Raw genomic sequence first — 14295 nt, forward strand, 5'->3', positions numbered from 1 at the left:
CAACCGGCGCTCCACCTGTCCCCCCACCGAACCGCCCCCATCGAAAGGCCCAACTCCAATGACCAGCACCGAAACCGAAGCAGTCAACGACGTCGCCAAACTCGACCGCCTCAAGACCCTTAACAACGGGCAGAAGGTCCGCCTCACGTTCTCCGACACCGAGTTCGAACGGCGCCTGGCCGGGCTGCGCCGCATCATGGCGGAAAAGGACCTCGACGCCGTCGTCCTGACCAGCTACCACTCCATCAAGTACTACTCCGATTTCCTCTTCACCTACTTCGGCCGCTCCTACGGCATGGTGGTGACCAAGGACGACACCGTCACCATCACCGCCAACATCGACGCCGGCATGCCGTGGCGGCGCAGCTTCGGCGACAACCTCGTCTACACGGACTGGCGCCGGGACAACTACATCCATGCCATCCAGGAGACCTTGCGCACCCGGGGCATCAACGTCCGCCGGCTCGGCGTCGAGGATGACTCCCTCCCGCTCGATAACCGCAACAAGATCCAGGCGGCCTTCCCATCGGCCACGCTGGTTGATGTGGCCCAGGCGGCCATGCGCCAGCGCATGATCAAGTCCGCCGAGGAGATCGAGGTCATCAAGCACGGCGCACGGATCGGCGACCTGGGCGGCGAAGCGATCCGCAACGCCATCACCGCCGGAATCACCGAGTATGAGGTGGCGCTGATCGGCACCGAGGCCATGGTGCACGAGATCGCCCGGACGTTCCCGGCCTCCGAGATCCGCGACACCTGGGTGTGGTTCCAGTCGGGCATCAACACCGACGGCGCCCACAACTGGGCAACAACGCGCAGGATCCAGGAGCACGACATCCTTTCCCTTAACTGCTTCCCGATGACGTCCGGCTACTACACGGCTCTCGAGCGGACACTTTTCTACGGCGAACCGGACGCCCGCTCCCTGGAACTGTGGAACATCAACGTTGAGGTCCACCGGCGCGGCCTTGAGCTCATCAAGCCGGGCGCCGTCTGCAAAGACATCGCCGCCGAACTGAACGAGATCTACATCGGCCATGGGCTGCTGGCGAACCGGACCTTCGGCTACGGCCACTCCTTCGGCGTCCTAAGCCACTACTACGGGCGCGAAGCCGGGCTTGAACTGCGCGAGGACATCGACACCGTCCTCGAACCGGGCATGGTCGTCTCAATGGAACCGATGATCACCGTCCTTGACGGCGAGCCCGGCGCCGGCGGTTACCGCGAACACGACATCCTGGTGGTCGGCGAGAACGGAGCGGAGAACATCACGAAGTTCCCCTTCGGCCCGGAGTACAACATCGTGGGCGCCTAGTCCGCCCCAGCACCGGCCTGTCGAGCGGCGCCACGTCACCGTGGCGCCGCTTTTCGGGCAACATACGGAATGATGGTGAAGACCATGACCCTCGAAGACGCTCCCGAAACCAATGGAAACGGCGATACCAAAGGCGCCTCCGTCATCGTCAATGCCATCGCCGTCCTGCGAAGCTTCACCGCGGATGAGCCGCTGCTTGGCGTCACCGAGATCGCGAACCGGGTTGGCCTGCACAAGAGCACCGTTTCCCGCATCCTTGCCACGTTCGAACAGGAACACCTTGTGGAACGGGACCCGGACACCCGCCGGTTCCGCCTTGGCCTCGGCCTGATCGCCGTCGCCGGACCCCTGCTTGCAGAACTCGAGGAACGGCGCGTGGCCTACCCCGTTCTCCGCGAGCTCGCCGAACAGACCGGTGAAACCAGCGCCCTCATGGTGTGGAGCGGCTCGGAATCCATGTGCGTTGAACAGATCCCCAGCCACCAGCAGATCAAACACACAACACCGTTGGGTGCCCGTTACAACGACGCCATGAGTTCCTCGGTGCAGGTCTTCCTCGCCTCGGAACCCGTTGAACGCGTGAAGGCCCTGCTGCGCAGCGGCACAATCGCCTATCCGGGAATCGACGAAAGCAGCATCGAGGCTTACCTGCTCCGGCTCAAGGACGACACCCGGCGCGGCTGGGCCATCAACTACGGTGAATCCTCAATCGACGAAGTCGGCGTAGCGGCGCCCGTCTATGACCACCGCGGCGACGTCGTTGCTGCTGTGCTCATACCCGCACCCCGTTTCCGCGTTTCTACAGATCGGCTGCAAAGCCTTGGAGAATCGTGCGCTGCGGCCGCCCGCAAGGTCACTGCCCGCCTTGGCGGACGTTGCCCTGAATCAGCACCCGAACCTGCACCCGACCGCACGGTGCGGCGTTGACGGAGATGACACCATTCCACTTCGCCCAATGACCCGCCGGCGATCAGAGGCCGCGGTCGCCTACCTTCCGGGGATCCTTGTGATCGCGGCCGCCGTTACCGTTGCCGTGTTTCTGGCAAGCCTGCAGGGCTTCATCGGCGCCCTGGTCATCGCTCTCGCCCTGGGATTGCTTGTCCGAAACACGGGCCTCTTCCACCCCCGGATTCAGCCGGGCATCCGGACCGCCACCAAGCGGTTCCTGCGTCTGGGCGTCGTGATTCTTGGCCTTCAGCTTTCACTGCCCGAAATCCTGCGCCTTGGGCTGCCCGTGCTGGCCCTGATCATCGCGTCCGTGTTCATCAGCTTTTTCCTGACCCGGTACGTCGGCGAGCGCCTCGGCCTCAGCCGGGCCGCCTCCACCCTCATGGCGGCCGGGTTTTCCATCTGCGGCGCATCGGCAATCGCTGGAATGCAAAGCATTGTGAACGCCGACGACGACGAGGTCGCCAGCGCCATCGCCATGGTGACCCTGTACGGATCGGCCGTGATCCTTGGGCTTCCCTTGGTCGGCGGACTCCTGGGCCTGTCTGAGGAAACGTTCGGCATCTGGTCCGGACTCGCCGTCCACGAGGTGGCCCAGGTGGTGGCAACGGCCAGCACGGCCGGCGCTGCCGCCCTGGCCGTGGCCACCGTCGTCAAGCTCGGCAGGGTGGTCCTGCTGGCACCCGTTGCCGCCCTCGTCTCCCTCGGCATCCACCGCTCCAAGGAGTTGCCGAGTGCGGCCCGCGGGGCGGCCGGTCCGGTCGTTCCGCTGTTCGTCGTCGGCTTCCTGGTACTGGTCCTTGTGCGCTCCACGGGTGTTGTCCCGGAGCCCGCCCTGGGGGCCGCGTCGGTCACGGCGACGCTGCTGTTGGCAGCGGCGATGTTCGGCCTTGGCACCGGAATCTATCTCCCGCAGGTGGCCCGCACCGGAGGCCGCAACCTGGCCCTTGGGGGAATCTCGACGGTATTCCTGGGCGGGATCACCCTCGCCGGCGCCATCCTCGTCACCGCTTAGGCCAGCACGAAGGCACCCGCTCCTGCAGGCCCGCGTGACCCGGCGCCGGCCCGGCGGTTTATGCCTCTTTGGGCGGTATTTCCTGAAGGACCCAGCGGTTGCCGTCCGGATCACTGAAGAAGGCGAAGGCAAACCCTCCCATGTCCTGGGCCTCACTGATCGGGGCTCCACGGCGGACCAGTTCGGTCCGTGCCGCTTCCATGTTCGGCACCACGAGCTGGAGCCCTTCAAGGCTGCCGGGAACCATGCCTGTCATGCCGGTTCCGATGACGATCGAGCAGGACGACCCCCGCGGGGTGAGCTGGACGACGCGCATGCCCGGGATGTGTTCGGCGTCGTGGTCGAGAACGAAGCCGAGGGTGTCGGTGTAGAAGGCCTTTGCCCGGTCCACGTCGGAGACGGGCACCTGGACGACCTCGAGGCGGAGTTCCATGTCGGTCACCCTACGCCAAGATGATCCGGCCGTGTTGAGCACTCACTCCCCTGCCGCGGTGAGGCGGACCTGTGCCAGTTCTCGACCCGCGCGCTTCGGGCCCTTGAGTGGTGACCGGGGGCACGACCGCCTCGGCGGAATATTGTTGGCCGCCCGCTGGTTCTAGACCATGAAAGAAAAACGGGGTCGGCAACATATCTCGAATATGGAACTCGTAACGTTCGCTCTGAGCCAGTCAACCGCACCCCGCAAACTCGTACCCTGAACCCACAACTATCAAAGGAACCCCCAATGAAAGCGCATCTTCTGAATAGTTACGGCCCCGACTCCCTCGCCCTCGCCGAGGTTGACGAGCCCTCCGTATCGCCCGGCCAGGTAAAGCTCCGGGTCGAAGCAATTGGTATCAACCCCCTCGATTGGAAGATCAGCAACGGCTACCTTGCCGAGATGATCCCCCTGCCCCTGCCCGCCGTCATTGGCACCGATGTCGCCGGAACCGTCGTCGAACTCGGCGATGGAGTTGATGGCTTCACCGTGGGTGACAGGGTGGTTGGATTCGCCGACAGCGGCGCATACGCTGAGTTCGCCGTCACCGGTGCCGCCCGCCTGGCCCCCATTCCCGACGGTCTGACAGTCGAGCAGGCCGCCACCCTTGCCACATCTGCCGAGACCGCACAGCGCGCGCTGAAGCTCCTCTCCCCCGAAGCCAAGTCGACCGTCGTCGTCAACGGTGCTGCCGGGTCGGTCGGAAGCGCAGCAGTGCAGATCCTCGTTGCCGACGGCCACCGGGTTATCGGCACCGCCAGCCCCACGAACTTCGATTACATCCGCTCGCTGGGCGCCGATCCCGTTTCGTACGGGGACACCATGCTTCAGGACATCCAGGCTGCGGCGCCGGAGGGCGTCAGCGCCGGTTTCGACACGGCCGGCCAGAACTTCATCAGCCGCGTCGACGGGGTCATCCCTGCCAACCGGGTTGTGACAATCGTCGACTTCGCTGCGGGTGCCCAGGGCGCCATCGTTGCCGGCGGTGACCCGACAGCCCTGACGGCCGAAACCATTCCCCCGGTACTCGCTCTCGCTGCCCAGGGCTCATTCCAAACCGAAATCGCAAAGTTGTTCCCGTTCGAAGAGGTACCCGAGGCCCTCGCCCTGAGCCAGTCAGGGCATCTCCGCGGCAAGATCGTTGTCTCCGGCGCGCGGTAGACCGAAGCGAACACCCGTCACACCAGCACGAACCATTCCCCCCGAAGATACCCAGAGAACGGTGAAGACCATGACCACCACCACCCGCCCGCCGTACGATCCGGAGCTGGCCGAGCTGCTCGACGCCAGCCCCCTGCCGTCGACGGTCACCGCCGACATGATCGATTTCCTTCGGGCGAACCCGTTCGGGCCGACCCTCGAAGATCTCGTATCGACCCGTCCCATCACCCATGAAGAACACACCTTTGAGGGTCCGGCCGGCAGCCTCATCGCCTCGGTCTTCACTCCCGCGACGAAGGACGCCGCCGCGCCGGCGATCTACTTCCTGCACGGCGGCGGGATGATCATCGGCAACCGCTTCACCGGCATCGGCCATGTCCTGGACTGGGCCGTCCAGTACGGCGCCGTCGTCGTCTCCCTCGAATACGGGCTGGCGCCGGAGAATCCCGCTCCCGGCCCCGTGGAGGACGCGTATGCAGGGTTGAAGTGGGTGGCGGGTCACGCACCGGAGCTCGGCATCGATCCCGAGCGCATCCTGATCGCCGGAACATCCGCAGGTGCGGGCCTTTCCGCAGGCGTGACGCTGCTCAGCCGTGACCGCGGGGGCCCGTCCCTGATTGCCCAGATGCTGCTCAGCCCCATGATCGACGACCGCGACTCCACCGCCTCCAGCCGCCAGTACACCCAGACCGGGTCCTGGAGCCGGGAGAGCAACCACACAGGCTGGGACGCCCTGCTCGGCGACCGGCGCGGCACCGATGGTGTCGACATCTACACCGCCCCGGCACGGGCGACCGACCTGAGCGGCCTGCCGCCGGCCTTCATCGATGTCGGGTCGGCCGAGGTGTTCCGGGATGAGGACGTCGCATACGCCTCCCGGTTGTGGTCCGACGGCGTCCAGGCGGAGCTGCACGTCTGGGCCGGCGGCTTCCACATCTTCGATGGAGCAGCACCTGAAGCGCTGCTGTCGGTCGCCGCAGTGGCTGCCCGCGATTCGTGGATCGGACGCACCCTCGGCCGCTGAGGGTCTTTGGGTGACTGGCCACCCGGATGCCGCGGCGGTGAATGATGACGGTTGGGCCGGCTCGGTGGCCTGACCGTGCGAGATCCTGCCGATTTTCGAGCGGAGCGCCACCCCTACGGATGCTCCGACGCCCGCCCCCACGAGCGGTTCTTTTCTCATGGTGATGAACTTGCCAACCGCTCGGCTCACAGGACGCAATAAAAGCGCAAGGTCCAATCCGGTCAACAAGAACCACCTGCGCACTGCTCTACTGGGAGGAACCCGGGTGAGAAGCGACCCTTACTGCTGCCCCGGCTTGCCTGCACCTGGACGGTGCGCATCCCGGCCCTGAGCGGAGGCCCAATCAACGGGGTGGTGATAGGAACAGTTGGTCACGGGCCATAACGACGGAGTACGGGAGAGGTGTCATGAGTGAACAACGCAGGCGGGAACTGGGCGAATCGGACGCCCCGGTGGAGGATGAGCTGAAGCAGTCCTTCGACAAAACCATTGGTGAAGGCGCCGAGAGGCTGCACCGAACCATGAGGAACATCCTGGTCACCGGCGTGTTCGGAGGCTTCGAGATCGGGTTGGGGATCATGGCCTACCTGGCCGTGATGCACGAGACGGGCAACCATCTGCTCGCGGGCCTTGCCTTCAGTGTTGGCCTGGTTGCCCTGCTCCTTGCCCACAGCGAGCTCTTCACCGAGAACTTCCTCATGCCGGTGGCCGCCGTCGTGGCGAAGGAGGGAAGCGCCGTCCAGCTTGCGAAGCTTTGGGGCGGCACCCTCGCAGCAAACCTCGTCGGCGGCTGGGTTTTCGTATGGATCGTCATGCAGGCCTTCCCGCAGTGGGCCGGGACGGTGAGCGAGAGTGCCCACCACTTCGTGGATGCCCCCTTCTCGCTCCAGGTGGTTGCACTCGCCGTGCTGGGAGGCAGCACCATCACCCTGATGAGCAGGATGCAGCAAGGCACCGACAACGATGTTGCCCGGGTCGTGGCAACAGTCATCGGCGGATTCCTCCTGGCCGGCCTACAACTGTTCCACTCGATCCTGGACTCCCTGCTGATCTTCGCCGCCATCCACTCCGGTGCCGACATCACCTACGGGCAGTGGCTTGGCTGGTTCGGCTACACACTGCTCTTCAACGTCCTCGGCGGGATCGTCCTCGTGACTCTTCTGCGGCTGGTGCGCACAAAGGAGCTCATCCAAAAACGCCGCGACGAAGCCCCCGCGGACCCGGACGCCGCGCACGGCAGCTGACCGCGCTGCAAGCTGGAAAGTCCCCGGCCCGGCGCAGTTGAAAGTGTCAGACGAGCCTCAGGCAGTCCCTCTGCGTCGGTCCGGCATTATAGAACCGATCTTTTTCCATGGCGGTTTGAATAAATCCTGCTGGCGGTTGACCCTGGTTTTTGCCCGACCTAGCGTCGGGGCAGGAGAAGATCAGACCCGCTCAGAGGAGAACCCTTCATGGATCTCAACGGCACTTCACTTGAAAACGCGGACATTGCGGGAATCCAGGCCGCACTGTTCACAGGCAGGGTCACTGCCCGGCAGCTGGTCGACGCCTACCTCGACCGGATTGAGGCCTTCGACCATGCCGGCCCCGAGCTCAATGCAGTTGTCATGACGAACCAGGCCGCCCGGGAACAAGCTGATGCTTTGGATACCGTCTATCGGGAAACGGGGCAGGCAGTGGGACCCCTGCATGGCATTCCTATGGTCATCAAGGACTGCCTGGAAACGGCGGACATGCCCACCTCATTCGGATCGGAGATCTTCGCTGACTACCGCGCGGATGAAGATGCGACAGTTGTCGCCAAACTGCGTGCTGCGGGGGCCATCATCTTGGCGAAAACGACATTGCCCGACTGGGCCACGTCGTGGTTCAGTTACTCCTCCCATACGGGGGTGACAAAGAATCCCTACGACCTTGACCGTGATCCAGGAGGATCCAGCAGCGGAACCGGCGCCGCCATTGCGGCAGGGTATGCGACAGTGGGGCTCGGCACCGACTGCGGAGGATCAGTGCGGCTGCCCGCGTCGTTCTGCAATCTGGTGGGGGTCCGCTCCACTCCCGGTTTGATCAGTCGAACCGGATGCAACCCGTTGGTCAGCGCCCAGGACACTATCGGGCCGATGGCCAGGTCCGTGGAAGATGCTGCCCGGGTATTTACCGTGATGGCCGGCTTTGATCAGAGCGACCCACTCACATACGCCTACTCCGTCGCCCGCGCCCCCGAGTCTTACGTGGATCTCCTCGTTCCCAACGCGCTGCAGGGTCGCCGTATCGGAGTGCTGCGCAGTGCATTCGGCGCTGATGATGACCCGAACACTGGCCCCGTGAATCAAGTGATGGCCGGCGCCCTGGACGAGTTGAGGGCAGGCGGCGCCACCCTCGTCGATGTCACAATTGATGACCTGTCCGGGTGGATAGGTCGAACGTCGCTTTACACAATCAAGTCCAAGCACGACATCGACTCCTGGCTCGCGTCCAAACCCAAGGCGCCGGCCCACTCCGTCGCCGAGATCATCGACTCAGGCCGGTACCACAGGAAACTCGATCTCCTCGAGGCGCTGGCAGCCGGGCCCGACGACCCGCTGAGCGATGTGGACTACTACACCGCCTACACCGCGCGTGAAGCGTTCATGAAGACGATCGTCAACCTCATGGAGGCCAATAACCTCGATACGTTGGTCTACCCGACCTGTCAGGTCGCCCCGCCCACGCATGAGGACACTGATTCCGGTTTGTGGAACACGCTGAACTTTCCGACGAACACGGTCATCGGCTCACAATCGTGGATGCCTTCCATGACTGTGCCTGCCGGCCTGACCGACTCGGGCCTGCCGGTTGGGATGGAAGTACTGGCACGTCCCTATGATGAGCCAACGATGTTCGCCGTCGGTTACGGCTTCGAACAGGTCATCGGCCACCGGGTTCACCCCGAAAGCACACCGATAAGCTCCTGACCGGGACAAAGCCAACAGAGAGAACAGCGTGAGCCGGTGCGGCTCCAGCCTCCTAGAGAACGTGGGGTGTGGAGTGTATGGGTGAGCCGCTCGATTGGCGGGGTATGAGCGTGGGCATGGATTTGCGGATCTGAGGTTCCCTGCCGGGGTTCACAATAAGGTCGATCGCGTTTCCGGCGATCTGGTCCAGGGGCACCCGCACGGAAGAGAGCGGGGTTGAAAGGCGGGACGAGAGGGGTATGTCGTTGTAGCCGACCAGGGCGAGGTCTTCTCCTACGGCGATGTCGAGGCGGTGGGCGGCCGCGATGATGCCCATGGCCAGGTTGTCGTTGGCGGCGAACATCGCACTGGGACGTTTCCCGGCGCTGCCCTCCAGCAGGGATTCGCCGGCGGAGAACCCGTTTTCAATGCCATAGCCCGCGGCGATGAGCCAGTCTTCCCGGGGCTTGATACCTGCTTGTTCCAAGGCCTTGCGGGCGCCGGCGAGGCGGGCTCTCCCGGAGGAGGTGAATGAAGGTCCGGTCACGACGGCGATGTCATGGTGGCCGAGATCGATAAGGTGCCTGACCGCGAGGTATCCGCCCATCTCATCGTCGCCGAGTGCGGAGGGACTGACCCCGTCGGTACGCAGCACCAGCGCGTGCGCCACCCCCCGCTCGCGCAGGTGCCTTGGCAGTTCGTCGTCAATTCGGGCAGTGGCAAGGATCAGCCCGTCGACATTGCGGTCGAGGAGTGTTTCGGCAGCCCGGCGTTCGTCATCGGGGTCATCACCGCTGGTGGCGACCATGGCGAAGTAGCCGCGGTCCGACGCCGCGCGCTCCAGTTCCTCGAACATGAGGGCCATGACGGTGTCGCTGAGCCGCGGCACGAGCACGCCGAGGGTCCGGGTTTCGCCTCTGCGCAGGTTGGAGGCGAAGGAGTTGCGGCGGTAGCCCATCTCCTCGGCAATCTTCCTGACATGTGCTGCCGCAGCCGACTTCGATGCACCGCCCCGCTCATCCAGGGCTCGGCTCGCCGTGGAGATACTGACGCCACTGGCCGCGGCAACGTCCTTGAGGGTGACGGTTGTCCCTGGGCTGCCGGGTTCCATGTGCGTTCTCCTGTTCATCATGGTCTTGCTAGACACTCTATTTCCCCTTTGCCGAAAACAACCCTTGACAGTGAGCTGGAGCACAACGCACAATGAAAACGTTCCCGCAAACGTTTTCATTATATGCGGAACCTACGACCAGACAAGACAGAGGTAGTGCAATGACCATGGATCTTCGCGGGCTTGTTCCCGCACCTGTAACCCCGTTCAACCGTGACGGCAGCGTCGACGTCGACGCCATCCACCGTCTGGGCGGGTGGCTGGCCAGCGTGGAGGGCGTCAAGGGCCTCGTGGTTCTCGGCCACGCCGGCGAAGGCACCTTCCTGACGCAGGAGGAGCAGGCACTCGTCATTCGAGAGTTCAAGAACGCCGTCAACAGCCGAATCCCGATCATCGCGGGCCTCACCGGCGAAGGGAACACCGTTGCTGCGCTGGAAGCGAAGCGTGCCGTTGAGGCAGGCGCCGAGGCCGGTCTGGTCTACCCGTCCCACGGCTGGCTGCGCTTCGGCTACCAGAAGGGCGCCCCGCAGACCCGTTACAAGGAAATCTACGAAACCTCAGGCCTGCCGCTGATCCTCTTCCAGTACCCGGATGTCACCAAGGCAACCTATGACCTGGAAACCCAGTTGGAGATCGCCGGCATGGAGGGCGTGTTCGCCACCAAGAACGGCGTCCGCAACATGAAGCGCTGGGACACCGAAATCCCGGTGCTGCGTGCGACCTACCCGGACCTGCAGATCCTCACCTGCCATGACGAGTACCTGCTGCACACCATGTTCGATGTCGACGGCGCACTGGTCGGCTACGGCGGGCTCGCCCCCGAGCCGCTGGTGGAACTGATCGCCGCAGGCAAGGCAAAGGACTACGCCGCCGCCCGCGCCATCCACGACCGCCTCCTGCCGGTGACCAGGAACGTCTACCACCGCGGTTCTCACATGGAGGGAACCGTGGCGCTGAAGGAAGGCCTCATCGCCCGCAGCATCCTTGAGCACTCCACCGTCCGGCCGCCGCTGCTTCCCCTGGCCGAGGGGGCGGGCAACGAGATCGCCAAGGCCCTGCAGTCAGCCAACCTGGGCAACGTCACCGTACCTGCGTAGCATCGCAGCTCAGGGGTGGCGGGCCGGCAACGGTCTGCCACCCCTCCCATGAACTTGCACTCCCCCACCGGTCAAAGAGGACCCCAGCGGCAACGCAGCTGGAGAAGGAGGACTCGCCAATGCGCGAGCACAACAAGACCGCCCACGCTGTAAAGGTCCAGCCCGGGCAAAAGGTCAGCAACGAACACGCTTCAGCTGCATCAGGTTCACTGACATCTGATGCTCCGAAGCGCCGGACCTTCCTTGGCTACCTCGCACTCATGGGCCCGGCCTTCGTCGTCGGAGCCTGGCAGTTCGGCCCCGGCAACCTCACCACCGCCGTTCAGGCCGGCAGCCGATTCGACTACAGCCTCGTCTGGGTCATCGCCGTCTCCACCATCCTCATGATCTTCTTCACGGACATGAGCGTCAGGCTCGGCATCGCCACACCCACGTCCCTGATCACTTCCATCAAGGACCACCTCGGCAAATGGGTGGGCGTCCTTGCAGGCGTCGGCGTTTTCGGCATCACGCTGATGTTCTCCGTCGGCAACGCCGTCGGGTCCGGGCTGGGACTCTCCCTGATCTTCGGAGGGTCCCCGGTCCTCTGGACCGTGGTCTGCACCGCCGCCGTCGGCCTCGTCCTGGCTTTCCGCAACGTCTATGGAATCGTCGAGAAAGCCCTCCTGATCATCGTCGTTCTCATGGGCATTGCCTTCATCGCCAGCACCGTTGTCGCCCAACCCGACTGGTACCGGTCCCTGGAGGGCATGGTTCCAAGCCTGCCGCCGGGAAGTGAAATCCTCATCGTGGCCCTTGTTGGCACCAACTTCTCCATCAACGCCGCCTTCTACACCTCCTACGGCATCAAGGAACACCGCCGAACCCGCGCCGACTACCGCGACATCACCCTCGTCGACACCATCCCCGGCATCGTCGCACCCGGCATCATGACCGCCCTCGTCATCATGGTCGCGGCTGCCGTACTCGGCAAAACGGGTGCGGAGGCCGGAACCATCAACGACCTCGCCTCCGTCTTTACGCCCCTGGCAGGCCCCGTCGGCGCGATGGTGTTCGCCCTTGGCCTCTCCGGCGCAGCCTTCTCATCGATGATTGCCAACGCCACCGCCGGCGGCACCATGATCTCCGACGCCCTCGGCCGCGGCGCCAAGGCAGGGTCGCCCACCGCCCGCACTTTCACGGGAGCCATCCTGGCGTTCGGACTGATCATCACCCTCTCGTTCCAGTCCTCACCCGTGGGCCTGATCGTCATCGCCCAATCCCTCACGGTGCTCATCGCCCCGTTGCTCGGCGTGCTGATCGTCATCATGGCCAACAGGTCCTCGATCATGGGCGAGCTCCGCAACAAATGGTGGCAGAACCTCTTCGGCGCCATCGGCCTCATCGCCATCATCGCCTCCTCCATCAGGCTCATCACCATCCTGCTCGCCTGACCAGCGCTGGCACTGCGCCGCAACCTAAAAGGAGCGCCCCAGCACACGCTCGGGGCGCTCCTTCCTGCGGATGTCATATGCGCGCCCGCTCATGAGGCCGGCTACTGGCGTGCTTCCTGATGGCGTGAGGGCAGCGCCATTGACAGCTCGAACCGGTGATGACCGCCAACAACGCTCAGGCAGGCGCGGTTGCTGAGCAGCCCGATGGGGTCCTGGGCCAGAGGGTCCGCCTCCAGCACGGTGAAGTCCGCCAGAGAACCCGGGGCGATGCTGCCTTCCTCGTTTTCCGCCCTGCAGGAATAGGCCGCATCCCGGGTTGCATGATGGAGCGCCGCCTCGAGATCGAGTGCGTACTGAGGAAGGTTCGCCGGCAGGGATTGATCAAGGGCGGACTTACGGGTTGCCGCGATGTACATGTTGGGCAGGGGTTGATAGGGGGCGGTGGGCGCGTCGGTGCTGAGGGCGAGAGTGGCTCCGGCGGCGGTGAACTCTGTCCACGGGTAGGCCCGTTCCGTTCGGTGATCGCCCAGCACTGCGCGCCAGTTGTCCTGGATGGCGGGGTCGGCGTGGACGGGCTGCATGGAGGCGACGACGCCGAGGCGGGCCAGCCTGGCCACGTTCTCGGGCGTCACGGTCTCCAGGTGCTCTATCCGGTGGCGCCGGTCCCGGGGCCCGTTGCGTGTGTAGGCCGCTTCCAGCACATCCAGGGCGATGTCCGAGGCCTCATCGCCGATGGCGTGGATGGCGATCTGCAGTCCGGCCGCATCTGCCGCGGCGACGACGGGAAGAAGCGCCTCACGGTCCCAGATCGGGTCGCTGCTGGTGCCGTCTGTGAAGGGTTCCTTCATGGCTGCGGTGCAGCTGTCGATCACGCCATCGAGCACCAGTTTGATCCCGGTGATTTTCAGCGTCGGTGAATCGACCTGCACTGCCAGCTCCACGGCGTGCTGGACCTGCTGGAGGTTCTCCTCCACGGTGGGGCGGTGATGGATGAACCAGTGCCCCTTAATGCGCAGGGGTAGTTCTCCTCCGTGCCGGGCTTTCGCCCGGAGGAAGGCCTGCAGGTCGTTTTCCTCAACCGCCATGTCGACAGCGCTGGTTACCCCACTGGCAAGGTAGTGGCTGATCGCGCTGTCAATCCAGGTGTCCCGGTCTGCGTCGGTAGCGTGACGGGCCAGCGCAGGCCAGACGATCTGCTGCGCAGCCGTTTCGAGAAGCATGCCGGTCGCTTCCCCTGTGGTTGGGTCCCGCGTGATCGATCCTCCATGAGGATCATCGGTGTCGGTGGTGATACCCAGTTCCGCCAGCGCCGCCGTGTTCACCCAGACCGAGTGCAGATCATTCGCATCCAGGTAGACGGGAATGTCCTCGATTGCCGCATCAAGCATTGCCCGGTGAGGGGCAGCGCCGTTCAGCGCGCTGTAGAGCCAGCCGCTGCCCAAAATCCGGGCGGCGCCGGGGTTCTGCTGCCGCGCATCCTTCAGGGCTTCCTGAATATCACCGAGTGATCGAGCGCCGCGGAGCTGCACTTTCTGGAGTGATTGCCCGAGCATGAGCAGGTGGCTGTGTGCATCGATGAATCCAGGAAGGATGAACCTGCCGCCGAGATCGATCTGATGCATGTCCGCTGCGCCGGAGGGTGCTTCGGGGGTGCCGCTGTGGACAGCTTCGATCCTGCTGCCGTTGATTACGACGGAGCCTTTGATGACTCCTTCGGGGGTGAGGATGGATGCGTTGGTGTAGGCGGTTCGCTGACGTGGCACAGGAGGTCCGTTCGGGT

Annotated in this window: 12 protein-coding genes; 9 read left to right on the forward strand and 3 right to left on the reverse strand. The window is 64.4% G+C overall.

The genetic code is table 11. The features are described from left to right. Positions 1 to 58 precede the first annotated feature (58 nt). From AC4D2R_RS10840 to AC4D2R_RS10850, 3 genes are all read left to right on the forward strand, one after another. Positions 59 to 1315 (forward strand): aminopeptidase P family protein, encoded by a 1257-nt coding sequence (locus AC4D2R_RS10840; RefSeq protein WP_490939993.1) that lies wholly within the window; start codon positions 59 to 61, stop codon positions 1313 to 1315. Between the two features lie 72 nt (positions 1316 to 1387). Beyond that, positions 1388 to 2242, forward strand: a complete 855-nt coding sequence (locus tag AC4D2R_RS10845) for an IclR family transcriptional regulator (RefSeq protein ID WP_490940146.1) — start codon at positions 1388 to 1390, stop codon at positions 2240 to 2242. A 28-nt stretch (positions 2243 to 2270) separates the two neighbouring features. After that, entirely contained in the window at positions 2271 to 3278 is a 1008-nt protein-coding gene (locus AC4D2R_RS10850) for a YeiH family protein (RefSeq protein ID WP_490939994.1), read from the forward strand. A 58-nt stretch (positions 3279 to 3336) separates the two neighbouring features. Here the strand turns inward: AC4D2R_RS10850 and AC4D2R_RS10855 are convergent, their stop codons facing one another. Further along, entirely contained in the window at positions 3337 to 3711 is a 375-nt protein-coding gene (locus tag AC4D2R_RS10855; protein ID WP_490939995.1) for a VOC family protein, read from the reverse strand. A 291-nt stretch (positions 3712 to 4002) separates the two neighbouring features. On the opposite strand from AC4D2R_RS10855, the gene AC4D2R_RS10860 reads away from it, so the two are divergent. From AC4D2R_RS10860 to AC4D2R_RS10875, 4 genes are all read left to right on the forward strand, one after another. After that, positions 4003 to 4917 (forward strand): NADP-dependent oxidoreductase, encoded by a 915-nt coding sequence (locus AC4D2R_RS10860; protein ID WP_490939996.1) that lies wholly within the window; start codon positions 4003 to 4005, stop codon positions 4915 to 4917. A gap of 70 nt (positions 4918 to 4987) precedes the next feature. Beyond that, positions 4988 to 5941: an alpha/beta hydrolase gene (locus AC4D2R_RS10865; RefSeq protein WP_490939997.1), complete on the forward strand. Its 954-nt coding sequence runs from the start codon at positions 4988 to 4990 to the stop codon at positions 5939 to 5941. 407 nt (positions 5942 to 6348) lie between these two features. Further along, entirely contained in the window at positions 6349 to 7185 is an 837-nt protein-coding gene (locus AC4D2R_RS10870; RefSeq protein WP_490939998.1) for a formate/nitrite transporter family protein, read from the forward strand. Positions 7186 to 7392: 207 nt separating this feature from the next. Beyond that, positions 7393 to 8895, forward strand: coding sequence for an amidase (locus AC4D2R_RS10875; RefSeq protein ID WP_490939999.1), 1503 nt, complete (start codon positions 7393 to 7395; stop codon positions 8893 to 8895). 52 nt (positions 8896 to 8947) lie between these two features. Here AC4D2R_RS10875 and AC4D2R_RS10880 read toward each other — a convergent pair whose 3' ends face one another. Then, positions 8948 to 9985, reverse strand: coding sequence for a LacI family DNA-binding transcriptional regulator (locus AC4D2R_RS10880; protein ID WP_490940000.1), 1038 nt, complete (start codon positions 9983 to 9985; stop codon positions 8948 to 8950). 161 nt (positions 9986 to 10146) lie between these two features. Here AC4D2R_RS10880 and AC4D2R_RS10885 point away from each other — a divergent pair, with 161 nt between their 5' ends. Next, positions 10147 to 11082: a dihydrodipicolinate synthase family protein gene (locus AC4D2R_RS10885; protein ID WP_490940001.1), complete on the forward strand. Its 936-nt coding sequence runs from the start codon at positions 10147 to 10149 to the stop codon at positions 11080 to 11082. A gap of 119 nt (positions 11083 to 11201) precedes the next feature. Beyond that, entirely contained in the window at positions 11202 to 12515 is a 1314-nt protein-coding gene (locus AC4D2R_RS10890) for an Nramp family divalent metal transporter (protein ID WP_490940002.1), read from the forward strand. A gap of 101 nt (positions 12516 to 12616) precedes the next feature. On the opposite strand, the gene AC4D2R_RS10895 is transcribed toward AC4D2R_RS10890, so the two are convergent. Further along, positions 12617 to 14278, reverse strand: coding sequence for an amidohydrolase (locus AC4D2R_RS10895; RefSeq protein WP_490940003.1), 1662 nt, complete (start codon positions 14276 to 14278; stop codon positions 12617 to 12619). Positions 14279 to 14295 lie beyond the last annotated feature (17 nt).

It is taken from the genome of Arthrobacter sp. TJ-217 (assembly GCF_058269255.1).